The following is a 22,531-nucleotide window of genomic DNA, read 5'->3' on the forward strand; positions in this document are numbered from 1 at the left end:
CACAGGGAGGTCGACCATGGACTTCGATACGATCACCCAGCTGTTGAGCGCCGGCGACTACACGATCGCCCGTGAGGTGCTCCAACGCGGCTTCGGCCTGCTCTTCCTCATCGCCTTTCTCTCCGCGTTCAACCAATTCCCGGCCCTCCTCGGCGAGCGCGGCCTGACCCCGGCCCCGAGTTTCATTGCCCGCACCACCGCCGCCCAGGCACCGAGCCTCTTCCGCTGGGCACGGTTTGCCTACACCGACCGCAGGCTGCGCCTCGTCTGCGTCCTCGGCATGATCCTCGCCGCCGCCGTCGTCATCGGACTCCCACAGCTGGGCCCGGTGTGGACACCGGTTCCCGTGTTCCTGGCAATGTGGGGCCTCTATCTTTCGATCTCGTCGATCGGGCAGCGCTTCTACGGCTTCGGCTGGGAGTCACTGCTCCTCGAGGCCGGATTCCTCGTCGGCTTCCTCGGCTCCCACGAGGCGGCTCCCCCGCTGCTGATGATCCTCCTCCTGCGGTGGTTCGTCGTCCGTGTCGAGTTCGGGGCGGGCATGATCAAAATGCGCGGGGACTCCTCCTGGCGCGATCTCACCGCCATGGACTACCACCACCAGACTCAGCCGATGCCGGGCCCGCTCAGCCGCCTGGCCCACCTCATGCCCTGGTGGTGGCACCGCGGCGAGACCCTGGGCAGCCACATCGTCCAGCTCGCGGCCCCCTGGCTGCTCTTCCTCCCGCAGCCCATCGCCTCCTTCGCTGCGGTCGCGATCATCATCACCCAACTCGCGCTCGTCGTTTCGGGCAACTATGCCTGGCTGAACTGGGCGACGATCATCCTCGCCGTCTCCGGGATGAGTGATTCCTTCTTCCGGTGGATCAGCGGCGGGCCGTTCCCCGAGTGGGGCTGGCAATCGATTATCGACCGACCCACAGGCGCCGATGCGGGAACCGGGTCATCCGGCACCGAGGTCGCCGCGGGCTCCGGCGGAGACCTGAGCGCCGCGGCGGGCGCGTCGCCGCTGTGGTGGCCCATCCTCGTCGCCGTGTTCGTCGTCTGGCAGTGCTGGCTGAACATCCCGGCCCTGCGCAACCTCTTCTCCTCCCACCAGCTGATGAACGCGAGCTTCAACCGGTGGGGTCTCGGCAATGCCTACGGTGCCTTCGGGTCGATGACCGAGACCCGCGAGGAGATCATCATCGAAGGCACCCTCGACCCCGAGGGTGCGGCCGGCTGGAAGGAGTACGAGTTCAAAGGCAAACCGGGCGATGTCACCCGCCGCGGACCGATTGTCGCGCCCTACCATCTGCGGCTGGATTGGCTGATGTGGTTCGCCGCGCTCGGCGACTGTCGACAGGCCTGGTTCTCCCGCCTGCTCGAGAAGATCGGCTCCGGCGATCCGCAGATCCGCCGACTCATGGGCCGCGACCCCTTCGCCGGTCGGGCCCCAGCGCTCATCCGCGTCCGGGTCTTCACCTACCGCTACGCCACCGCCGACGAACGCCGCGAAGCCGCTGCCGCCGGTCGGCCCCGCCCGTGGTGGGTGCGATCGGACCCGCGGACGCTGCTGCCACCGACGTCCGCTACTCGACGCCGAGGGCCAGGAGCACGATGAGGACGACGTTGAGGGCGATGATGAGCGCCGAGGCGGCCACCGCGGCAACCGTGATCCACCGGCCGTTCGCGTACTGACCCATCACCGCGCGGCTGGTGGTGAGCTTGACCAGGGGGATCATCGCGAACGGGATGCCGAGGCTGAGCACGACCTGGCTGAGCACGAGCGACCACGTGGGGTCGGCGCCGATGCCGAGCACGATGAGCGCGGGGATCATCGTCACCGCCCGCTGCCACACGATCGGGATGTTCACCCGCAGCAGTCCCTGCATAATCGAGGCCCCGGCGTAGGAGCCGACCGCGCTCGAGGCCAGGCCCGAGGCGAGGAGTCCGATGCCGAAGAAGAGACCGACGACCTCGCCGAGGTTGGCCGTGACCACCGCATGAGCGCCCTCGATCGTGTCGGTGCCATCCTGACCGCGCAGCGAGGCGGCGGCGAGCAGCAGCATCGCGATGTTGACCGACCCGGCGATGACGAGGGAGAGCACGACGTCCCAGCGGCTGGCCCGCAGCAGCTGCGGGATCGAGGCCCGCGGCGACCTGCCGTGGCGGTCGACGGACAGCGCCGAGTGCAGGTAGATGGCGTGGGGCATGACAGTGGCGCCGAGCATGCTCGCGGCGAGCACGACCGAGTTCGTGCCTTCGAGCCTCGGCACGATTCCACCCGCGGCTTGCCCCCAATTCACATCCCCGACGAACAGGCCTGCTAGAAATCCAATGGCGATGATCGCCAGCAGGGCGATGATGACGGTCTCGAAGGGACGCTGACCGCGTGTGGACTGGATCGAGAGCAGGAACAGGGAGACGACTCCGACGATGACGCCGCCGAGGAGCAGCGGCAGGTCGAAGAGGATCTTCAGGGCGATGGCTCCGCCGATGACCTCGGCGAGGTCGGTGGCGATGGCGACGATCTCGGCCTGCCCCCAGTACGCCAGGCGCGACCGCCGGCTCAGCCGTTTGCCGAGGATGCCGGGCAGGGACTGGCCGGAGACGAGGCCGAGCTTCGAGGACAGGTATTGGACGAGCACCGCGATGAGGTTCGCGGCCACGAGCACCCACACCAGCAGGTATCCGTATTCGGCTCCCGCCGTGAGGTTGGCCGCGACATTGCCCGGGTCGACATAGGCGATGGCGGCGACGAAGGCGGGGCCGAGCAGCGCGATCGTCGGGATCTTCCGCTTGGCAGGTTTGTCGCTCGGCTGCGCCGAGGTGGCACCGAGGCCGGATGGAGCTGCTGCGGAAGGTTTGCGCGTCATAGAGTTAAGGTACATTAACTTTCTTCGGCGGGCAAAACTTCTCGGACTCTCGCGCGGCGGGGATCGACCGCTCCTCCGCTCGCCCGTGCCGACTCGCTTCCACTGCCCGCACTCTGCTCCACTGCCCGCAGTCCACTGCACCGCGCGCACTCTGCGCATACCCCTGGTAACTGAACACGGAAAGGCATACGATTCGATCATGGTCAGTGAACATGTTCAGTCACGGTCGTCGCGACGGCTGCGCACCGAGGAGAAGATCATCTCCGCGGCCGCTGCGCTCTTCCTCGAGCACGGATACCGGGCGACGACCGTGCGATCCATCGCCCAGTCCGCCGAGGTGTCGGTCGGTCGGGTGATGTCCGCCGGTGACAAGGACGTCCTCCTCGTTCGCTGCTTCGACCGCTGGATCGGTCAGCTCCAATCCGGGACCTACGTTTCCCCGGCTCCAACGAAACCGCGGTCGAGCGCCGAGGCAGGGGCGGGCGCCGAGGCAGGGGCCACCTCGACGAGGACGGCCCCCGACGGGACCGGCTCAGGCGGAACTGGCTCGGCTAGGACCACCTCGGCGAGCCCGCGCTCCGGCGAACGGCCGTCCGCGGTGCAGTCCCACCTGCTCGGCATCTTCTTGCCGTTCCTCGAATTCTTCGCCTCCCATGAGGACCTCTCGCGTGACTATGCCGCGGCACTGATGCGGGTGCGCGGGAAGCCGGAGGTCTTCGACAGCCTCGCCCTCGACCTGCAGGAGCAACTCGTGTCGAGCCTGACCTCGATCGGCATCGGCGAGGACTACGCCCGGGCGAGCGCCTCGGCGCTCTACGACTCATACCTCGGGATCCTCTTCCGGTGGGCGGCGAGCACCATGTCCCTGGACGAGGCGATCGATGCGCTGCTCGGCATCATCGCCTTCCACACTCGCTTCGGAGGCCCCCGATGACACTGCTGTCCGAGTCGCTGCCGCTGGGGTCGATGCCGTTGGGGTCGACGCTTCTGCCGGATCCCGTCTGGCCGGTCATCGTCATGGCCATCATCGTCTTCGGCGACGGCCTGATGACCTTCCGGCCACCCAGAGCCATCGCCGCGTGCCTCGACGGGGTCGGTCTGCCCCGCGACTGGTGGTGGGTGCTCGCAGTGGTGAAGTTCCTGGCCGCGGCCGGGCTGATCGTCGGGATCTGGGTGCCGGGAGTCGGACTCTCGGCGGTGGTCGGGCTCATCGTCTACTTCCTCACTGCGGCGATAGCGCATGTGCGGGCTCGCTACATCGGCCGAGATCTGTGGATCAACTGCCTCGGGCTGCTCGCGCTCAACGTGCTCATCTTCATCTTCTGCTTCCTCCTCTGAGGGCGCGAACCGGTTCGTCCGTCACGTGTACCGGGCGAATCTGCGATTCCTCCTTCATTCGGCGGCGCGCCTGGGTTAGGCTCGAAGCACCGGTCAGGCCGCTGCCTCAGTGGACACGTCCGCAGGCATCGTCTCCGCGGCCGCCGCGCCAGACGGAGGAGAGTGCTCATGCCCGAATTCGCCGACAGCAGCCGCGCACGCGCCGAGACCCCGGCCGAACGGCACTCGCGCTGGAGCTGGATCCACGACACCGCGGCGATGACCGGCTGGGACTTCTCCGCCCTCTCGGATCGCCTCCACGCCGATGACCCGCCCTGGGACTTCGATCTGCTGTGCCGCAGCGCCATGCTCGAGTCGACGAACTGCCTCGACATGGGCACCGGCGGCGGAGAACGACTGATCCGCCTCATCCGCGCACTCCGCGCATCTGTGGGCTCCGACTCCGATGCGATTCCGCTCATCCACGCGACCGAGGGATGGGAGGACAACCTCCCGGTGGCCGCCTCGGCGCTCAAGGAGTTCGGCGTCGAGGTCAGCGAGTACGACAGCGAAGCCAGGGATCGCCTGCCCTGGGACGACGGCGAACTCGATCTCGTGATGAATCGGCATGAGAGCTATGACATCGCCGAGGTGGTGCGCGTGCTCGCGCCCGGCGGCATCTTCCTCACCCAACAGGTCGACAGCACCGAGGCGGCCGAGTTCCGGGACTGGTTCGGCGGCGAGCCCGACTCCGACACTCAGCTCGACCTGTGCATCGACGAGGCCGAACGATACGGACTCACCATCGATGCCGCCCGCCGCTGGCAGGGAACGATGAAGTTCACCGACGTCGAGGCGGTGCTCGAATACCTCGCCTACATTCCCTGGGACGTGCCCGGATTCACCGTCAAGGACAACCTCGGCGCCCTTGAACGCCTGGCCGCGAAATCAGGGCCGATCACCGTGACGCAGAAGCGGTTCCTGCTCGCTACCACCAAAGGGGATACCGCCAAGGGGTGAGGCTGCGCCCGAGCCTGAGACGGGACCGTGGGCCGCGACTGGGCGGCGAGGCCTTAGGCTGGGAACCCGGGACGAAGGTGAGGATTTCCTGACCCCGGTCATCGGGTACCCGCATGTATCGGTGGTGCAGCGCCGACTAGCGTCGAAGACATGACCTCGCCGAACTTCATGTACCCCCAGCCCACCGATGACGAACTCGCCTCGCAACAGCCCGGGTCGACTGGAGCGCCGAGCGCCCCTGGAGGGGAGCCGCACTCCGATCATGGAGGGCCGAATCCGCAGCAGGCCGCGCTGCATCAGCAGACACACCCACTGGTCGAGAAGTCACCTCGCCTCGGCGTCGTCGCCCTCACCCTCTCGATCATCGCGGCGAGCGTCTCACTCGTCGCTTCGATCGTCCTCGCCCTCACGGTCGGCCCCGCCGAGGCGGCATCCGGCTACTACTTCACCGACATTCCCGAATGGATGCAGACTCTGTCGATCGGACTCCTCGGGCTTCAGGGACTGCTCACCGGACTCGGCATCGCCGGTCTGATCACCGGAATCATCGCGACGGTGACGGCCCGCGGACGCACTCAGGGAATCATCGCCACGGCGGTGGCAGTGCTCGCACCCCTCGTCTCCTTCGGTGTCTTCGTCACCATGAGCTTCGCCGCGGCCTGAGGCACACGGACTGCGGCACCCGCCTTAAGGCACCCAGGCTGCGGCACTCCCCCACCAAAGACGCACTCCCCCACCGGCGGTGCACCCTCGCACCCCAACCAATCGGCACCTCCCCGAATGAGATCCTTCGCCTGGCTAATGACATACTGCAGTCATGAGCACTGAGCAGATCACTCTCCTCTGGTTCCGCGATGACCTGCGGGTCACCGACCACCCCGCGCTGACCGCTGCGCGCGCCGACGGCGATGTCGTCGCCCTATGGATCCGCGAGTCCCGCGACGAGGACGGTCTCGGCCCGCGTCCGCTCGGCGAAGCCGCGAGCTGGTGGGCCCACGAATCCCTGCAGGAACTGCACTCCGCCCTGACCGAACTCGGCATCCCTCTCCTCTTCGCCGCAGGTCAGGCGGCCACCATCGTTCCGAAGCTGGCCCGCCGCCTCGGCGCCGAGGCGGTGCGGTGGTCGCGCCGATACGCCCCTCGTTCGCGTGAGCTCGACAGCCGCATCAAGGCGGAGCTGAACGATGCCGGCATCGCGGCGCACAGCCATCCGGGGCACCTCCTCGTCGAGCCCTGGCAGGTCGCTCCCGCCTCGGCGAGCGATCATTATCAGGTCTTCACCCCATTCTGGAAGGCCGCCCGGGAGTTGCCGGTCGAGGCACCGCTGCCGAGGGTCGAACCGCAGCAGCCCGGGAAGGACCTGCGCGAGAGGATCGACAGCGTCCTCGCCGATCACGCGCCGGACGACAGCGCTTCCGGCGACCGCGCACCAGACGGTCGTCCGTCCGCCGCCGGCGCGAAACACGGGGCCGAGGTGCTGAGCGCCGAGGTGGCCGACCTCGGCCTCCTCGACCGCGCGGTTCCTGCCAGCGGAGCCGTCCCCGAGATCGACAGCCGAACCTCCGCGTCCCCCAGACCCGCCTGGTGGGAGACGACCCTTGCCCGCCATTGGGCGCCCGGGTGCACCTCTGCCCAGGCAGCGCTCGAGAGCCTCGGCGCGGGCATCGCCGACTACGGAACGGAACGCGATCTTCCCGGTCGAGCCGAAGGAACCTCGCAGATGTCGCCGCGACTGCGCTTCGGAGAGATCTCTCCACGGCAGCTCTTCGCCGAGGTGGGGGCGATGGCCGAGGTCGGCGATGACGACCGTGAGGCGTGGATTCGGCAGCTGTACTGGCGGGAGTTCTCGTGGCATCTGACCTTCCATCTGCCCGATCTCGACTGGCAGCCGATCCGGTCCGAGTTCGCGAACTTCCCCTATCAGCGCGACCCCGAGGCGCTGCGGGCATGGCAGCGCGGGCGCACCGGGATCGCCCTGGTCGACGCGGGCATGCGGCAGCTGTGGGAGACCGGATGGATGCACAATCGGGTGCGGATGGTCACCGCGAGTCTGCTGACGAAGAATCTGCTTCAGCCCTGGCAGCTCGGCGAGCAGTGGTTCTGGAACACCCTCGTCGACGCCGATGAGGCGAACAATCCGGTGTCCTGGCAGTGGGTGGCCGGCTGCGGCGCCGACGCCTCGCCGTTCTTCCGGATCTTCAACCCCGAACGCCAGCGCGAACGCTTCGATCCGGACGGCGAGTACGTGCGGCAGTGGGGTCACAGACCCGGTTCAGATAGTGACGGTGCGGACGATGACGCGAACGGCATCGGGGCGAACGATGGCGGCGCAGGCCTCGCCCCGATCGTCGACCTCGGCGAATCCCGACTCGAGGCCCTCGACGCCTACGAGGCGATGAAGAACGCCTGACGCACCACCTCGGCGAGGTCCGTGCTCAGGCCCGGACGATGACGACGTCATGTCCATTCCGCGAACTCACCCTTGACAGTCACTGTGACGCAGGGCACGATTGAACAAATCGATTTGGCCGCTGTATTGTCAACGCCGACAGCCACCACCGCCTGAGGAGAATGGTCCGTGACCGCATCACCCGAACCCACCGAGGACGTCCACCCGGTCGACCGCCTCCGCCCGATGCACACCCTGATTCCGTTCGCGATCCAGCACGTCCTCGTCATGGTCGCCACTCCGATCTCCTCGGTCTTCCTCATCGGCACCGCGCTCGACCTGTCCGAGGAGGTCACCTCGGCGGTGCTGTCGGCGGTCTTCGTCTTCTCCGGACTCGGATCGATCCTCCAATCGGTCGGCGCCTGGAAGATCGGCGTCCGCTTGCCGTTCGTCATGCTGCCGGGCGGCGCGGCGACGATTCTGTTCATCACCATCGCCCAGGGCACAGACCTCGCAACCGCCGTGGGAGCGGTGCTGCTGACCGGCGTTTTCTACATCCTCGCGGTCACCCTCTTCGTCAAGGTCCTCAAATTCTTCCCGCCCCTGGTCATCGGCATCATGGTCATCGTCATCGGCGTCAACCTCGTCCAAGTCACCGGCAAGCTGATCGTCGGCGAAGCGGATGCGGAGAACTTCGGGGACCCGCAGAACCTGCTCCTGGGCGCGGTCACCATCATCATCACGGTGCTCGCATTCAGGTTCCTCAGCGGCATGCTCGGCAAGCTCTCGATCGCCATCGGCCTCGTCGGCGGGACCATCGTCGGCGCCTGCATGGGAGCCACGAGCTTCTCCGCGCAGGCGGCCGGCCCACTGCTCGCCGCCCCCACGCTCTTCCCCTTCGGCGCCCCGAAATTCGACCTCATCGCCGCCATTCCGATGCTCCTGTGGGCCCTGGCCTCGATGGCCGAGGCCACCGGCCAGACGATCATCAACGGCGAGATCGTCGGGAAGAAGGTCGAACCCAGCCGCGCAGTCCCCCGCCTGATCCGAGCCGATGGACTGACCACGATCATCGGCGGCTTCTTCGGGACTCCGGCGATGGTGACCAGCGGAGAGAACGTCGGCATCGTCCGCGCCTCGGGAGTCCGCAGCCGCTACGTCACCGCCTTCGCCGGCGTCCTCCTCATCCTCATCGGCATCAGCCCGCTGGCGAGGATCCTCAACGGCATCCCGCCGGCCGTGGTCGGCGGGACCGCGGTGGTCGTGTTCGCCATCATCGCAGTGCTCGGCATCCAGATGCTCGCCAAGGTCGACTTCAACCAGACCGGCAATCTCATCACCGCCACCGTCGGCCTCGCGGCAGGGCTGCTGCCGGTGCTCATTCCCGGCATGTACTCCCAGCTCTCACCCAATGCCGCCTCCCTGCTCGGCAGCGGCGTCGCCATGGCCGCATTCGTCTCCGTGCTGCTCAACCTGCTCTTCCACCACACGGGCAGACGCAACCGCCACCCGAAGAGTCGAACCCCGATCGATGATCCCAGCGGTTTGGCGCAGCGTCCCGGCGACTACCGGATCTGACCCGCGCCGAGGCGGTGCGCCGTTGCGGGCGGCCTCGCCGAGGTGGCTGAACCTCGCCGAGGTGGTGCGCCGTTGCGTGCTCAGGCCGTCGGGCCTGCCGTGGATTCCCTGATCACCAGGCTCGGTGCAGTCGATTCCGACTCGCTCGAGTCGGGCTCATCTGTTCCATCGAGGATCGTCAGGAGTCGTTCGACGGCCTGCCTGGAGACCTCGTCAAGGCCCAGGTCGACGGCGGTCAGCGGTGGAACACTGGTCCGGGCGCGAAGACCGTCGTACCTGGTGGCCACGAGCAGATCCCGACCGATGACCCGCCCCGCCTCGGTACCGGCACGCACCGCACCGGTGGCGAAGGTGTCGATGGGAATGATGAGCGCGTCGGTCTCGGGACGGTCCGTGAGAAGCGTCTGTGCCGCCCGGTAGCCTGCGTCTTCGCCGTCGGTCTCGTCCGCCTCGGCGATGGCAGGGTCGAAACCATGCTTCGCCGCCGCGTCCAGGTAGACCTCCCGGGCCGCGCGCTGTGACCTGCGTTCACTCGTCCCGATGATCAGCCCGGGCCGCGCAGCGCCGCGCTCGAGCATGTGCTCGACCAGAACCTCTGCTGTCTGCTCATGATGGAGATCCACGCTGCGGTCGCTCGCGGGACCGTCGATCGTGACGAAGGGGATGCCGCGCTGGTTCAGGGCGGCGGCGATGGGGTCATCGGCGGCGGGTTCGAGGAGGATGGCACCGTCGATGTCGAGTCGATCGACCGGATTGGCTTCGGCCTCCGGGGGTGCGAGGACGAACACGTAGCCCTTGAGCAGCGCCGTTCTTGCGCATCCCATCGCCAGCTCCGTGAAGAAGCCCAACTGCGACGGTCCGGCCGAGACGGCCGACGGCATCGAGGACAGCAGAGCCAGCGCCTGGGAGCGGCCGGAGCGCAGGCCTCGGGCGCGCACGCTAGGTCGGTAGTTCAGCCGCTCGGCCACGGTCCTGACCCGGTCGCGCGTCTGCTCATTGACCTTGCCGAGACCGTTGAGAGCATGGGACACCGTCGTGCGGGAGACACCGGCCTCCCGCGCCACGTCGGCGATGGTGGCGCGACGCGAACCCCTCGGTGAACTCATGGATTCAGCCTAATGGATCGGCGGGTCGGACCCGGGCCGGGCAGAAACTCGGGCACACGCGCACGATCCCGATGAACCGCCTCGGCGGGGTCCGCATTCAGGCCTGGACGATGACGACGGCCCCGGAGACGATCGCGAAGCCGAGCACGATGTAGCGCAGCATCGGTCCGTCGAGGCGATGATGGACGTAGCGGGAGAGGAACGAGCCGACGGCGAGGAACGGCAGCATCGTGAGCGTGAAGAGCAGCGCCGGGCCGGTCACCTGGCCGCTGATGGCGAGCACGATGAGCGAGATGACTTCGCCGACGAGGAAGCACACCGCGACCGTGGAGCGCAGCTCCGCGCCGGGACTGTGCTGGTAGGCCAGGGCGTAGGGCGGCCCGCCCACCCCGGTGGAGGTCTCAGTGACGCCGGTGATGAGGCCGACGATCGTCAGCGCCGAGCGGTTCGGTGAGAACTTCGGGGCCAGCAGGGCGATGACGGCGGCGACGAGGGTCGACCAGCCGATGAGCAGGGAGAGCTGGTGGAGGTTGACGATGACGAGGATCCAGAGCCCGAAGAAGGTGCCGGCGAAGCGTCCGACGCTGATCCACTTCACCCCGTGCCAGTCGATGTCCTTGCGTTCTCTGGCCGCGACGTAGAAGTTGAGCGGGATCATCAGCACCAGCAGCATCACCGGGATCAGGCTGGGATCGATGAAGCTGACCACCGGGGCCGTGATCATGGCGAAGCCCATCCCGGTCGACCCCTGCACGAATGCGGAGAGCAGGACGGTGATGCCGACGATGGAGAAGGCGAGGAGCGTCATGCCCTGCGCCCACCGAGGTGGCTCTCCGGGTGCTCGCCCATCCACGTCGCGCGGTGCGTCGTCGCAGACGGGTCGATGCGAGTGATCGGCGAGTCCGCGACCACGCGGGTTGAGACCTCGCGGGCACGTTCGAGGAAGGCGGACCCGTCCCAGTCGATGGGCCAGCCGTTCTCCAGACGCAGCCTGCCGCCGACGATGACCGCTTCGATCTGATCCCGGTTGGCGATGCGCACCAGCTCCCAGGGAAGGTCCCAGGAGGGAACGAACTCGGGGGTCGCGATGTCGACGACGAGCAGGTCGGCATGGGCGCCGGCGGTGATCTCGCCGATCTGGCCGGCCAGTCCGACGGCGTCGGCTCCCCCGCGCAGACCCTGTTCGAGCCAGGTCCAGCCGCCCCCGCTCGAGGAGTCGCCGGCGGTGAGTCCCGCGGTCAGACGCTGGGCGGTCTCGGCGGCGTCGAGGAGGCGGAAGGCATCCGAGCGGGTTCCGTCGGTGCCGAGGCCCAGGCGGATTCCGAGCTCGTGCATGAGGTGGGCAGGTGCCACGGCGTTGCCCTTCCAGGAGCTGGCCACCGGGTTGTAGGCGACGGCGCCGCCGGATTCCTGCAGCAGTCGGATCTCGCGCGGGGTGAGCAGTGTGCCGTGGGCTGCGAGGAGTTCCGGGCCCAGTGCGCCGAGGCGGTGCAGCCGCTCCAGCGGCCGTTCGCCGTTCGCGACGAGGGAGCGTTCGACGGCGGAGAGGTGTTCGTTGAGGTGAGTCTGGAAGGTCACTCCGGCGTCGCGGGCAAGCGAGGTGACCGCGACGAGTGCCTCGTCGGAGGCGACCTCGGGGATGGAGACGGCCAGGGAGGGATGGACGAGCTCCTCGGCATTCCACCTGTTCAGGTGGTGTTCGGCGGTGGTGACCACATCGGCGAGGTCTGCGGTGCGCGCTCCTCTGCCGAGGTCGTTGCAGATCACCCCGAGCACGCAGCGCAGACCGACTTCGGCGGTGACGTCGGAGATCGCGGAGACGTCGACGCTGGCTCGGGTTCCGGCATCGGCAACGGTGGTGAAGCCGCCGCGCAGGGACTCCCAGGCGGCGAGTCGGGTGGCGATTTCGATGGCCTCGGCGTCCATATTCGACTCCATCGGCACCCACACGCGCTGGAAGATCTCCGAGGGTTCGCCGAAGACGAGGGACTTGCCGAAGGACTGCGTGAGGTGGTGGTGGGAGTCGATGAAGCCGGGCATGAGGAGTCGTCCGGGCAGGTCGATGCGGGTGAATCCGGCGGTGGGTCGCGGGGGACGGCTGCCGGGTTCGGCCTGCTCGGATTCGGCCCGCGCAGTCACCTCGGCGAGTGGTCCGACTGCGACGATACGTCCCTGGGTGACGAGGACCGCGTGGTCACGCTGCGGGCCTTCGGGCAGGAGGACCTGCTCGGGGACGAGCAGAGTCGGACTCTGATGCAGGTCACGCAGCTCGGTCATGTCATCCTTTGCGATCGGGGATCCGGTGGTGCGGTCCTTCGGTGATGCGTCCTTGTGGTGCCGGACCCCTGTGGGAACAATCCTGCCACCCTCGCCGGAACTCGAGCGAACCACATTTGCCAAATCGATTTGGCCCTATCCAGTCTACGGTCCGCGACCCCTCCGGTCAACGAGTAAAATGGTCCCATGACCACGTTGCCCCTCACCCCCGCCTCGGCGGATTCCGGGCACTTGGACTGCCACTATTTCACTGCCGGGCTGTGCCGCTCCTGCGCTCTCCTCGAGACGCCGCATCGGCAGCAGATCAGCGAGAAGGAGGCGTGGTGTCGCGAGGTGCTCGCCGATCACGTTCCTGCAGTCTGGCTGCCCGCCGCGTTCGGCCCCGACCATGACTTCCGCAACCGCGCGAAGCTTGCCGTCGGCGGCGAAGCCGGTATGGTGACGCTGGGCATTCTCGACCAGGACTTCCACGGCGTTGATCTGCGCGAGTGCGGGATCCAGGCACCGGCCATCCGCGCCGTCATCCCGATCATTGCCGAACTCCTCGATGACAGCGGACTCGAGCCCTATGACGTGGGTGCTCGCCGAGGTGAGCTGAAGTTCGTCCACGTCACTGCCGCGCCGTCGGGGGATCTGATGATTCGGTTCGTCGTGCGCACACAGTTCGGTCTCGAGGTGTTGCAGTCACGACGCGCCCGACTGCTCGCGGCGATCCCGGCGGCGACCGTGGTCTCGGTGAATCTGCTGCCCGAGCACAAGGCCGCCCTCGAGGGCAGCCGCGAGATCGTGCTGCACGGCGATTCGCTGCGGATGAATCTCGACCGGGTCGATCTGCATCTGCGGCCGCAGTCCTTCTTCCAGACGAACACCGAGGTGGCCATCGCCCTCTACAGCCAGGTCGCCGATTGGGTGGACACGGTTGCGCCGTCTACGCTCTGGGACCTCTACTGCGGGGTCGGCGGGTTTGCGCTCTACTGTGCGGGAGGGGCCGGAAGCGCGCACGGCCCGGGTGCGGTCACCAATGCCGACTCCCACGGTGGGCGATCACGCCTGGTCACCGGGGTCGAGCTGAGCGAGCAGGCGATCGAATCGGCGAAGGTCAGCGCGACTGAGCTGGGACTCTGCGGGCTCGAACCCGACGGGCCAGTCGGCAGCGGAGCAGGCGACGACATCGACGACGCCCGGCCCACGGCTTCCGTCGAATTCCTCGCCGACGATGCGACGGAGTTCACCGAGGCGAAGCTGGCGGCCGGCGTTCGGCCGGACTGCGTGATCGTCAATCCGCCTCGGCGCGGGATCGGGGCCCGACTGTCGACCGCACTCGAAGATTCCGGTGTCGATCACATCGTGTATTCGAGCTGCAATCCGCTGACCTTGGCCAAGGATCTCGATCGGATGCCGAGCTACACGGTGGAGCAGGCGCGCGTGTTCGACATGTTCCCCCACACGAAGCACCTCGAGGTGGCCGTGCTGCTGCGGCAACGGTGAAACCGCGCGCGTGAGCTTTCGCGGCGTTCAGTACCTCATCCCCATCGCCTCGCGCACCTCGGCCAGAGTCGCCTCGGCGATCGCGTTGGCTCGCTCGTTGCCGTCCGCGAGCGCTGCCCGGACCATCTCCGGGTCGGCTTCCAACTCCCGACGGCGCGTCCGATGGTTCGTAAGGAAGTCGTTGACCGCCTCGCTGGTCCGTGTTTTGAGTGTGCCGGCCCCGGCATCTCCGACCTCCTCGGCGATCGCCTCCGGTTCGCTCCCCTCGCACAGAGCCGCCGTCGTCAGCAGCGCCGAGACTCCGGGGCGGGTTGCCGGGTCGAAGGTGATCCGCCGCTCCGAATCGGTTCGGGTCTTGCGGATCACCGCGGCCGTCTCGTCCGCGGTCATTCCCAAGGAGATCGCATTGCCGTAGCTCTTCGACATCTTCCGTCCGTCGAGCCCGGGCAGCTCAGGAGTCGTCGTCAGCATCGCTTCGGGCTCGGGGAATACGTGATCGTAACGATCGTTGAACCGCCGGGCGATCGTGCGCGTGATTTCGACGTGCGGCAGATTGTCTTTGCCGACGGGCACGAGCTCGCCCTTGCAGAAGAGGATGTCCGCGGCCTGATGGACGGGGTAGGTGAGCAGCAGACCGCTGAGCGGCCGGTCGGAGGCGTCGAGTTCGGCCTTGACCGTGGGATTGCGGCGCAATTCGCTGTCGGTGACGAGACTGAGGAAGGGCAGCATCAGCTGGTTGAGCGCGGGGATGGCTGAATGTGTGAAGATCGTCGTCTTCGCCGGGTCGATCCCGGCGGCGAGATAGTCGAGGATCGCCTGGTGGACATTCTCGCGCACATTCGCCGAGGTGGCCCTGTCCGTGATGACCTGATAGTCGGCAAGGACGATGAAGGTTTCGATCCCGCGATTCTGCAGGCTGACTCGTTCGAGGATCGAGCCGAACAGGTGGCCGAGGTGGAGCATTCCGGTGGGCCGTTCTCCGGTGAGCATCCGGAATCTCTGAGGTCGCGCCTCGACGTCGGCGCGGATCTGCGGCATGCGTTCGAGTGTGGCGGTGTAGGAATCCATGTGGTTCTCCTTGTGCGGTGAGTGCGGTGAGAATTGCACGGGCCGCACGGAGAGATCCCACAGGTGATGCGGGCTGCCATGCAGCCCGCGAATATGCGTCAGACGGCTGCGAGTTGAGGCAGCCACCACCAGTTGAGTCCGGAATTGCGCATGGTCTCAGTGTAATGCTGCGGCCGGCGGGTGGTGGCGACGGGTTGATGCGGCTACGCTGTCGACCATGACCGGACAGGCTTTCAGCCGCTCACGGATCGGTGACCCGGTCGACAGTTGAGCCCCAGCGGACGCGAATGCTTCATTCGCGGACCGCCCCTTTCGAAGAGATCACCTCAACGAGTCCACTCTCGGCAGGCCATTCTTCGAAAGGACATCATGTCAGCACGCTTCAACCACACCATCATCGCCGCGGCCGATCCGGTCGAATCGGCACAGTTCTACGTCGACCTCTTCGAAGCCGAACACACCACCTCGTGGGGTGTCTTCGCCAACGTCTTGCTCTCGGACGGGGTCATGCTCCAGTTTGCGAGTCCCCCACCGGGGTACTACATTCTGCCGGTGCATATGGCGTTCCTCTGCACGGATGAGCACTTCGATCGTGCGGTCACGATCCTCGGCGAACGCGGCCTCGACTACTGGGCCGACCCGCAGCGGACGCGTCTGCACGAAACGAATAAGGAGCACGGCGGTCGCGGCGTGTACTTCCTCGACCCGTCCGGCATGTATCTCGAGCTCATCACCCAGCCTTACCTGTGAGTCCCGGCAGGGCCGCAACATCGCGGCCGAGCTCGACTGTCACGGATAGGACCGGCGAGCACCGAAGTCCCACTGACCGGCAGCGCGTCGACGCACCTCACCGCAGCTTCGCGGTCACCTCGGCGGCCGCGGCGAGAACCCGTTCCACGAGCGGTTCGATGTCCTCCTTCGGCGCATCCCCGGCCACCGACACCCCGATCGCGGCGATCGGGCGGGAGAGCACATCGTAGACCGGCGCCGCGATCGTCGAGATTCCAGGGGTGACCTCGCCGTGCTCGATCGCCCAGCCGGATCGCCGGTCCTGGGCGAGGATCGCGTTGAGCGCCTTGACCGTCGTCGGCCCCTGCCCTGTGCGCGTGACGAAGCCCGACTCGGACTGGAACATCGCGAGCACCTCTGACTTGGGCAGATTCGCAAGGATCGCCCGCCCCGTGGCGGTGAGGTAGCTGGGGATCCGCACGCCGGTGGCGGTGATGACGGCGACCGACTTCAGGGACTGCTCCTTGAGCACGTACTCGGTCTCCCACCCGCGGATGACCGCCAGCTGCGCGGTGGCCGCGGTGTCGTCGGCGAGCTGGCGGACGATCGGCTGAGCCAGGCGCTGCAGGGGGTTGGTGCGCAGGTAGGAACTGCCCAGCTCATGCACGCCGGAACCGAGCACGTACCCGGATTCGATCCTCGCGACGAGCCCGAGCTCCTCGAGCACGGACAGCAGCTCGTAGGCACTCGAGCGAGGGATCTCCAAGGCCCTGACCAGGGCACCGGCGGAGATAGCGCGATTCGACGAGGCCAGATGCCGCAGGATCGCGATCGAACGACGCAGTGCCGGAACCTCAGCCATGGCTCAGCCTTCCGCCTCGGCGGACGTCCCGGGCGCCATCCCGAGGGCCGCGAACGCGTCCCGGTAGAGCTCGGAGATCTCGCCGAGTTCGGTGTGGAGACCGTCGCGCACCCGCACCCGTCCGCCGCTGACCGTCAGCGACACGTCCGCCGAGGTGGCGGTGAGGATGATCTGCTCCCCCACCGATCCGAAGGTGCGCATGCTCTCGGTCGACAGCGCCACGAAGTCACAGGCCTTCCCGACTGCGAGCTCCCCCACCGGCAGTTCGAGGCTGCGCGCCCCTCCCGTGGTCAGTGAGGCGATGAGCTCGGCCGGTGAGAAGCGACCGCGCTGACCTGAGCGCAGGCGCTCCCCGGCCTCCAGACCCTGGGTCTCGCGCAGCGCATCGAGGACGACGTGCTGGTCGGAGCCGATCGCGATAGTCGCGCCGGCGTCGGCGAGTTCCCGGGCCGGACCGATCCCATCGGCGAGGTCGGCCTCGGTGCACGGACACATCACGATGCTCGTTCCGGCCCCACCCAAGCTCGCGATGTCCTCGGCGCTGAGATGGGTGGCGTGGACGGCCGATAGATCGGCGGTGACGACGCCGGAGCGTGCAAGCACCTGCGTAGGCGTCGTCCCGTAGGCGGCCTGGCAGGCGTCGTTCTCCGCCGGCTGCTCGGACAGGTGCACGTGCACGGGTCCGTCGAGTTCGGCGAAGCGAGGCAGGTTCGCCGCCGGAACCGCGCGGATCGAATGGATCGCCGCTCCCACGTGGACGTAGCTCTCACCTGGGGAGCCGACGGGGAACTCGGCGGCGAAGGACTCTGTCAGGTCCGCGTGCCGGTCCATGTATCCGTCGATGGCTCCGTCGCCGAAGCGTGCCTGCTCGGCCGAGAGCTCGGTGTCGATGCCGCCGGTGAGGTAGCAGGTGTCGAGGAGTCGGATGCGGATCCCCGCCGAGGCGGCCGCCCGTGCCAGCGCCCGTTCCATCGCGTGTGCGCGGGACTTCGCCGGTGCAGAGACGTCCCCGCGAGGACGTTCCGCGTCCGCGCCGGACTCGTCCTGCGCACCGTAGGGCGTTCCGTCGGGTGCGTGGTGGACGTAGTGGAACTCGCCCACCGAGGTGTAGCCGCCGGCGAGCATCTCCGCGAAGACCGCTCTAGCCACCGTTTCATAGCTTTCGGGGCTGAGCTTCGCAGCCACCGAATACATGACCTCGCGCCAGGTCCAGAAGGTTCCGCCGTCACCGTGGGTGCGACCGCGCAGGATGCGGTGGAAGGCGTGGGAGTGGGCGTTGACGCCGCCGGGAAGTGTGAACCCGGGCACCACCTCGGCACCGGAGGGTGCAGCGTCGATGCCGGTCTCCACCGAGGTCAGAGTGCCGGTGTCATCGGCGGTGAGCAGCACCCCGGTGGCCACGTCTCCGTCGACCCAGGCGGCTTCGCACCAGAAGCGGGTGCTCATGATGCCACCCCAAGTTCCCCTTCGAGGACACGCACGAGTGCGGCGACTCCGGCTCGCTGGTCGTCATCCTCGCAGGCCTCCTCGGGGGCGTGGGAGACGCCGGTCGGGTTGCGGACGTAGAGCATCGCCGAGGGCACGTGCGGTGCGAGGATGCCCGCATCGTGTCCGGCACCCGAGGGCAGCAGAGCCGCGTTCGGCAGCACGGAGGTCAGGCGATCATTGAGTTCTTTGGTGAAGTGCGTCGTCGGCGAGTACGACTCCCGGGAGATGGAGACCTCCACGCCGGTGCCGTCGGCGTGCTCGCGCGCACGTGCCGAAATCGCGTCGAGCACCTGCTGGACCACGGCATCGTCGGCATGGCGGATGTCGAGCCAGAAGCTCATGCCGGAGGCGATGACGTTCGTTCCGCCCGGGTGGATGAGTGTCCGCCCCACGGTGGCCACGGCGCTCGCGTCAGTGGCGGCCGCTAGGGTCGGAATGTCACCGATCACTCGGGAGGCTGCGACGACCGGGTCGGCGCGGTGACTCATCGGAGTGGTCCCGGCATGGTTGCCCTGACCGGAGAACGCGAAGTGCCAGCGGCCGTGACCGATGATCGAGGAGCCGATGGCCACGGCCTGATCGGTGTTGATCAGTCCGATGCCCTGTTCGACATGGAGTTCGATGAATGAACCGATTCCGGCCAGCCGAGACTGGTCCCGCCCGATCCGTTCCGGATCGAGGCCATAGCCACGGGCGACGTCGGCGAAGGTGTCGCCGTTCGCATCCTTGAGACCGAGCGCCCGGTCCACCTCGATGGCGCCGGTGATCAGCCGCGATCCCAGGCAGGCGACGCCGAAGCGCGATCCCTCCTCTTCTGGGAAGACCGCGAGTGCCAGCGGCCGGGTGGCTCGTTCGAGTGCTCCCGATGCCTTGAGCTCATCGAAGGCCGCCAGCGCCGAGGCGACTCCGAGGGGTCCGTCGAAGGCACCGCCGCCGGGCACGGAGTCCAAATGCGAGCCGGTGACCACGGCGTTCTCCCCGGGCGGGGTCGCCCACGCCCAGGTGATGCCGTTGCCGTCGATCTCGGTGTCGAGGCCGCGGCGGGCCGCCTCGGCGAGGAACCACTCGCGCAGCTCACGTTCGGTCGAGGAGAACCCGGGCCGCTGGTAGCCGGGGCCGCGGGTGTCACGACCGGTGTCCTCGATCTGGGCCAGCAGAGAGACGACGTCACTCATCTCAGTTCGCCTCGTCCCGGTGCGTCGTCGCCGCATCTGTGCCGGAGGCCTCGGCGGCTGCGTCGAGGTTGCCCAGGGCCGTGAACTCGGGGTCGTTGACGGCCGGTGATCCGCCCTCGGGCAGCCAGGTGCCGGCGGCCTCGGTCACGGTGTGCTGCAGGGGTGCGACCGCCTCGGCGGCGGCGACCAGTGAGCCGTCCTTGACCTTGGCGATCGTCTCGGCGAGCTCGGGCGAGAGGAACCGGTCGGGTCCCGGGCCGGGCACGGTCTCGCGGATCTTGGCGATCACGGCTCCGGTGACCGGCGCCGGTGCTGCTTCGCGCATATCGCAGGCTCGGGAGGCCGCGTAGAGCTCGATGCCGATGACGGAGGCGAGGTTGTCGACGACCTTGCGGAGTTTGCGAGCGGCCGACCAGCCCATCGACACGTGGTCCTCCTGCATGGCCGAGGACGGGATCGAATCCACCGAGGCCGGAGTCGCTCCGCGTTTGGCTTCGGAGACCATCGCGGCCTGCGTGTAGTGGGCGATCATCAGCCCGGAGTCGACGCCGGCATCGTCGGCGAGGAACGGGGTGAGGTCCTGGTTGCGGGCGACGTCCATCATCCGGTCGGTGCGGCGTTCTGACATCGAGGCGACATCGGCCGCGACGATCGCGAGGAAGTCGAGCGCATGGGCCAGCGGTGCTCCGTGGAAGTTGCCGTTCGAGGAGACCATGCCGTTGGTGAGCACGACGGGGTTGTCGATGGCAGCGCGGAGTTCGCGTTCGGCGACCCCGGTCGCAAAGGACACGGCATCGCGGGCGGCGCCGTTGACCTGCGGGGCACAACGCATCGAGTAGGCGTCCTGGACAAGATGGGTCGATTCGCGGTGGCTGGCGGTGATGCCCGAGTCCCCCAGCGCGGCGAGCATGTTCGCCGCCGCCGCTGCCTGCCCGTCGTGGGGGCGCAGGGCGTAGTGGAGTTCGGGGGCGAAGACCGCGTCGGTGCCGAAGAGTCCCTCGATGCTCATGGCTGCGGAGACGTCGACGGCGGTGAGCAGGTTCTCCAGATCGGTCAGGGCCATGATGAGCATGCCGAGCATGCCGTCGGTGCCGTTGACCAGCGCGAGGCCTTCCTTCTCGGCGAGGGTCACCGGGGTGATGCCTGCCGTGGCGAGGATCTCGTCGGCGGGACCGGCGACTCCGTCGGGGCCTTCGGCCACGCCTTCGCCCATGACGATGAGCGCGCATGCGGACAGAGGCGCGAGGTCACCCGAGCAGCCAAGCGAACCGTATTCGTGGACGACCGGGGTGATACCTGCATTGAGCAGGTCGACGTAGGTCTGGAGCACCTCGGCGCGGACTCCCGCCCGACCGGTCGCCAGGGTCCGGGCGCGCAGCAGCATCAGCGCACGGACGACCTCGCGTTCGACGGGGTCGCCGACTCCGGCCGCGTGCGAGCGGATGAGCGATTTCTGCAGCTGGGTGCGCAGCTCTGCGGGGATGTGGCGCTGGGCCAGCGCACCGAAACCGGTGGACACGCCGTAGACGGGCTTCGGCGCGGAGGCGAGGGCGTCGATGGCCTCGCGGTACTTGTTCACCCGGGCCAGCGTGGTCTCTGACAGAGAGACCTTCGCGTCGTGGCGGGCAACGTCGACCACCTGGGCGAAGGTGAGGGTATCGGGATCGAGATCGATGAAGACTGACATCGTGTGCCTTTCGGTTGAGAGATTCGTACGTTCGTGTGGCGAGATCAGACGATGTGGCCGCGAAGAGGCCGCCAGGACGCCCTGCCCCGCATCAAGCTTGTGGTCGGTTGTCGACGACGAGGTCGCCGCCGGAGTAGACGCGTTCGACGAGCTGGACTCCCGGCCGGTAGGCCAGGTGCCGGTAGCTCGGTGCGTCGAGGATCGCCAGATCCGCTCGCGCACCCGCACCGAGGTGGCCGACATCGGTCCGCTGCAGGGCATGGGCACCGCCGGCGGTCGCCGCCCACACGGCCTGTTCGACGGTGAAGTGCATATCGCGCACGCCGATGGCGATGGCGAAGGGGACGCTGTTGGAGAACCCCGAGCCCGGATTGCAGTCCGTGGCGATCGCGGTCGTCACTCCGGCCTCGACATAGCGTCGAGCGTCCGGGTAGGGCTGACGGGTGGAGAATTCGATGCTCGGCAGCAGGGTGACCACGGTGCCGGCTGCGGCCAGTGCCGTAAGGTCGGAATCCGAGGCGAAGGTCGCATGGTCGACGGAGACGCAGCCGAGTTCCGCGCCGAGCTTGAGGGCTCCCCCGTCGGTGAGCTGGTTGGCGTGCAGCCGCGGCTTCATGCCCGCGGCCTTGCCGGCGTCGATGATGCGGCGGGTCTGCTCCTCGGTGAAGGCACCCTTCTCACAGAACACGTCGATCCACTTCGCCTTGCCGGCCGCCGCCGGGATGATCTCCTCGATGACGAGGTCGACGTAGGCCTCGGGGTCTTCCTTGTATTCCGGGGGCACCACGTGGGCGGCGATGAGCGTGGATTCCTCGGTGTGCCGGTTGATGATGTCCAGCGCCTGGATCTCATCGTCGAGGCTCAGCCCGTACCCGGACTTGATCTCGAAGGCCGTGGTGCCCTGCCGCCTGGCCTGGTTCAGGAGGTGGACGAGGTTGGCTTCGAGCTCCTCCTCGCTGGCGGCCCGGGTCGCGGCGACGGTGGTCGCGATGCCGCCGGCCGAGTACCTCTGCCCGGCCATGCGGGCGGCGAACTCCTCGGACCGGTCGCCGGCGAAGATGAGGTGGTTGTGGCTGTCGACGAAGCCCGGGATGACGGCTTTGCCGCCCAGGTCGATGGTCTCGACGGCGGCGAGTTCACCCACCGAGGTGACTTCGCCGTTGACGATGTCATCGTCGCTGATCGTCGCCACATCGGCCCGGGGCGTCGCATTGGCACCGGATGCATCGCGAGCGCCGGAGACGGTGCCCGCGCGCAGGGCGGCGACCGCATCCTCGGCCTCTGCCGCCGGACCCGACCACGCGATGTGATCGCCGTCGATGATGATCGCCGCGTCGGTGATGACGCCCAGCGCCCCCACCTCGGCGGTGGGACCATTTACGGATGACGCCCCCGTCGGCGTGGTCGCCGCGCCGGCCGGCTGCGCATTGGTGACGAGTTCGCTGATTCCTGTGATGAGCTGCATCGGGCTGCCTTTCGAATGCTGGAT

General features: G+C 67.8%; 19 protein-coding genes. 9 read left to right on the forward strand and 10 right to left on the reverse strand.

What is annotated here, in order from left to right; all coding sequences use genetic code 11:
• Positions 1 to 16 precede the first annotated feature (16 nt).
• Positions 17 to 1,603 carry a lipase maturation factor family protein gene (locus CV023_RS18130; RefSeq protein ID WP_230748473.1) on the forward strand — a complete coding sequence of 529 codons (1,587 nt, stop codon included), beginning with the start codon at positions 17 to 19 and terminating at the stop codon, positions 1,601 to 1,603.
• Here CV023_RS18130 and CV023_RS18135 read toward each other — a convergent pair.
• Positions 1,572 to 2,858 (reverse strand): Nramp family divalent metal transporter, encoded by a 1,287-nt coding sequence (locus CV023_RS18135; protein WP_230748474.1) that lies wholly within the window; start codon positions 2,856 to 2,858, stop codon positions 1,572 to 1,574. The two genes, CV023_RS18130 and CV023_RS18135, sit on opposite strands and share 32 nt — an antisense overlap.
• A 199-nt stretch (positions 2,859 to 3,057) precedes the next feature.
• Between CV023_RS18135 and CV023_RS18140 the strand changes: the two genes are divergently transcribed.
• The 6 genes from CV023_RS18140 (at position 3,058) to CV023_RS18165 (ending at position 9,162) form a co-directional block, all read left to right on the forward strand.
• A complete protein-coding gene (locus CV023_RS18140; protein ID WP_230748475.1) occupies positions 3,058 to 3,792 on the forward strand; it encodes a TetR/AcrR family transcriptional regulator in 735 nt (244 codons plus the stop codon).
• Positions 3,789 to 4,196: a DoxX family protein gene (locus CV023_RS18145; protein WP_230748476.1), complete on the forward strand. Its 408-nt coding sequence runs from the start codon at positions 3,789 to 3,791 to the stop codon at positions 4,194 to 4,196. Before CV023_RS18140 ends, CV023_RS18145 begins: the two co-directional genes overlap by 4 nt.
• 168 nt (positions 4,197 to 4,364) lie before the next feature.
• Entirely contained in the window at positions 4,365 to 5,195 is an 831-nt protein-coding gene (locus CV023_RS18150) for a class I SAM-dependent methyltransferase (protein WP_230748477.1), read from the forward strand.
• Between the two features lie 150 nt (positions 5,196 to 5,345).
• A complete protein-coding gene (locus CV023_RS18155; RefSeq protein ID WP_230748478.1) occupies positions 5,346 to 5,858 on the forward strand; it encodes a hypothetical protein in 513 nt (170 codons plus the stop codon).
• 154 nt (positions 5,859 to 6,012) lie between these two features.
• Positions 6,013 to 7,605 carry a cryptochrome/photolyase family protein gene (locus CV023_RS18160; protein WP_230748479.1) on the forward strand — a complete coding sequence of 531 codons (1,593 nt, stop codon included), beginning with the start codon at positions 6,013 to 6,015 and terminating at the stop codon, positions 7,603 to 7,605.
• Positions 7,606 to 7,773: 168 nt separating this feature from the next.
• Positions 7,774 to 9,162 carry a uracil-xanthine permease family protein gene (locus CV023_RS18165; protein ID WP_230748480.1) on the forward strand — a complete coding sequence of 463 codons (1,389 nt, stop codon included), beginning with the start codon at positions 7,774 to 7,776 and terminating at the stop codon, positions 9,160 to 9,162.
• Positions 9,163 to 9,242: 80 nt separating this feature from the next.
• On the opposite strand, the gene CV023_RS18170 is transcribed toward CV023_RS18165, so the two are convergent.
• The 3 genes from CV023_RS18170 to CV023_RS18180 form a co-directional block, all read right to left on the reverse strand.
• Positions 9,243 to 10,268, reverse strand: coding sequence for a LacI family DNA-binding transcriptional regulator (locus CV023_RS18170; protein ID WP_230748481.1), 1,026 nt, complete (start codon positions 10,266 to 10,268; stop codon positions 9,243 to 9,245).
• Between the two features lie 97 nt (positions 10,269 to 10,365).
• Positions 10,366 to 11,076, reverse strand: coding sequence for a sulfite exporter TauE/SafE family protein (locus CV023_RS18175; protein WP_230748482.1), 711 nt, complete (start codon positions 11,074 to 11,076; stop codon positions 10,366 to 10,368).
• Complete coding sequence (locus CV023_RS18180; RefSeq protein WP_230748483.1) at positions 11,073 to 12,545, reverse strand: amidohydrolase family protein; 1,473 nt, start codon at positions 12,543 to 12,545, stop codon at positions 11,073 to 11,075. Before CV023_RS18180 ends, CV023_RS18175 begins: the two co-directional genes overlap by 4 nt.
• A 186-nt stretch (positions 12,546 to 12,731) precedes the next feature.
• Between CV023_RS18180 and CV023_RS18185 the strand changes: the two genes are divergently transcribed.
• Positions 12,732 to 14,033 (forward strand): methyltransferase domain-containing protein, encoded by a 1,302-nt coding sequence (locus tag CV023_RS18185; protein WP_230748484.1) that lies wholly within the window; start codon positions 12,732 to 12,734, stop codon positions 14,031 to 14,033.
• 27 nt (positions 14,034 to 14,060) lie between these two features.
• Here the strand turns inward: CV023_RS18185 and trpS are convergent, their stop codons facing one another.
• Positions 14,061 to 15,101, reverse strand: a complete 1,041-nt coding sequence (gene trpS / locus CV023_RS18190) for a tryptophan--tRNA ligase (protein WP_230748485.1) — start codon at positions 15,099 to 15,101, stop codon at positions 14,061 to 14,063.
• 369 nt (positions 15,102 to 15,470) lie between these two features.
• Here trpS and CV023_RS18195 point away from each other — a divergent pair, with 369 nt between their 5' ends.
• Complete coding sequence (locus CV023_RS18195; RefSeq protein ID WP_230748486.1) at positions 15,471 to 15,851, forward strand: VOC family protein; 381 nt, start codon at positions 15,471 to 15,473, stop codon at positions 15,849 to 15,851.
• A gap of 97 nt (positions 15,852 to 15,948) precedes the next feature.
• On the opposite strand, the gene CV023_RS18200 is transcribed toward CV023_RS18195, so the two are convergent.
• The 5 genes from CV023_RS18200 to hutI form a co-directional block, all read right to left on the reverse strand.
• Positions 15,949 to 16,692: an IclR family transcriptional regulator gene (locus CV023_RS18200; RefSeq protein ID WP_230748487.1), complete on the reverse strand. Its 744-nt coding sequence runs from the start codon at positions 16,690 to 16,692 to the stop codon at positions 15,949 to 15,951.
• A 3-nt stretch (positions 16,693 to 16,695) separates the two neighbouring features.
• On the reverse strand, positions 16,696 to 18,138 hold the full coding sequence (locus CV023_RS18205) for a formimidoylglutamate deiminase (protein ID WP_230748488.1): 1,443 nt from the start codon (positions 18,136 to 18,138) through the stop codon (positions 16,696 to 16,698).
• Complete coding sequence (locus CV023_RS18210) at positions 18,135 to 19,355, reverse strand: allantoate amidohydrolase (protein WP_230748489.1); 1,221 nt, start codon at positions 19,353 to 19,355, stop codon at positions 18,135 to 18,137. The genes CV023_RS18205 and CV023_RS18210 overlap by 4 nt, the downstream gene beginning before the upstream one ends.
• A gap of 1 nt (position 19,356) precedes the next feature.
• Positions 19,357 to 21,042, reverse strand: a complete 1,686-nt coding sequence (gene hutH, locus CV023_RS18215; RefSeq protein WP_230748490.1) for a histidine ammonia-lyase — start codon at positions 21,040 to 21,042, stop codon at positions 19,357 to 19,359.
• Between the two features lie 91 nt (positions 21,043 to 21,133).
• Complete coding sequence (gene hutI, locus CV023_RS18220; RefSeq protein WP_230748491.1) at positions 21,134 to 22,507, reverse strand: imidazolonepropionase; 1,374 nt, start codon at positions 22,505 to 22,507, stop codon at positions 21,134 to 21,136.
• Positions 22,508 to 22,531 lie beyond the last annotated feature (24 nt).

It is taken from the genome of Brevibacterium sp. CCUG 69071 (assembly GCF_021023135.1).
Classification (GTDB): domain Bacteria; phylum Actinomycetota; class Actinomycetes; order Actinomycetales; family Brevibacteriaceae; genus Brevibacterium.

Bases quoted from the DNA above. Each gene is read 5' to 3' on its own strand.
- CV023_RS18160 (WP_230748479.1), top strand. From the start codon at position 6,013: ATGAGCACTGAGCAGATCACTCTCCTCTGGTTCCGCGATGACCTGCGG.
- hutI (WP_230748491.1), bottom strand. From the start codon at position 22,507: ATGCAGCTCATCACAGGAATCAGCGAACTCGTCACCAATGCGCAGCCG.
- CV023_RS18185 (WP_230748484.1), top strand. From the start codon at position 12,732: ATGACCACGTTGCCCCTCACCCCCGCCTCGGCGGATTCCGGGCACTTG.
- CV023_RS18150 (WP_230748477.1), top strand. From the start codon at position 4,365: ATGCCCGAATTCGCCGACAGCAGCCGCGCACGCGCCGAGACCCCGGCC.
- CV023_RS18175 (WP_230748482.1), bottom strand. From the start codon at position 11,076: ATGACGCTCCTCGCCTTCTCCATCGTCGGCATCACCGTCCTGCTCTCC.
- CV023_RS18180 (WP_230748483.1), bottom strand. From the start codon at position 12,545: ATGACCGAGCTGCGTGACCTGCATCAGAGTCCGACTCTGCTCGTCCCC.
- CV023_RS18195 (WP_230748486.1), top strand. From the start codon at position 15,471: ATGTCAGCACGCTTCAACCACACCATCATCGCCGCGGCCGATCCGGTC.
- CV023_RS18130 (WP_230748473.1), top strand. From the start codon at position 17: ATGGACTTCGATACGATCACCCAGCTGTTGAGCGCCGGCGACTACACG.
- CV023_RS18205 (WP_230748488.1), bottom strand. From the start codon at position 18,138: ATGAGCACCCGCTTCTGGTGCGAAGCCGCCTGGGTCGACGGAGACGTG.
- CV023_RS18210 (WP_230748489.1), bottom strand. From the start codon at position 19,355: ATGAGTGACGTCGTCTCTCTGCTGGCCCAGATCGAGGACACCGGTCGT.
- CV023_RS18145 (WP_230748476.1), top strand. From the start codon at position 3,789: ATGACACTGCTGTCCGAGTCGCTGCCGCTGGGGTCGATGCCGTTGGGG.
- CV023_RS18140 (WP_230748475.1), top strand. From the start codon at position 3,058: ATGGTCAGTGAACATGTTCAGTCACGGTCGTCGCGACGGCTGCGCACC.
- CV023_RS18155 (WP_230748478.1), top strand. From the start codon at position 5,346: ATGACCTCGCCGAACTTCATGTACCCCCAGCCCACCGATGACGAACTC.
- CV023_RS18200 (WP_230748487.1), bottom strand. From the start codon at position 16,692: ATGGCTGAGGTTCCGGCACTGCGTCGTTCGATCGCGATCCTGCGGCAT.
- CV023_RS18170 (WP_230748481.1), bottom strand. From the start codon at position 10,268: ATGAGTTCACCGAGGGGTTCGCGTCGCGCCACCATCGCCGACGTGGCG.
- CV023_RS18135 (WP_230748474.1), bottom strand. From the start codon at position 2,858: ATGACGCGCAAACCTTCCGCAGCAGCTCCATCCGGCCTCGGTGCCACC.
- trpS (WP_230748485.1), bottom strand. From the start codon at position 15,101: ATGGATTCCTACACCGCCACACTCGAACGCATGCCGCAGATCCGCGCC.
- hutH (WP_230748490.1), bottom strand. From the start codon at position 21,042: ATGTCAGTCTTCATCGATCTCGATCCCGATACCCTCACCTTCGCCCAG.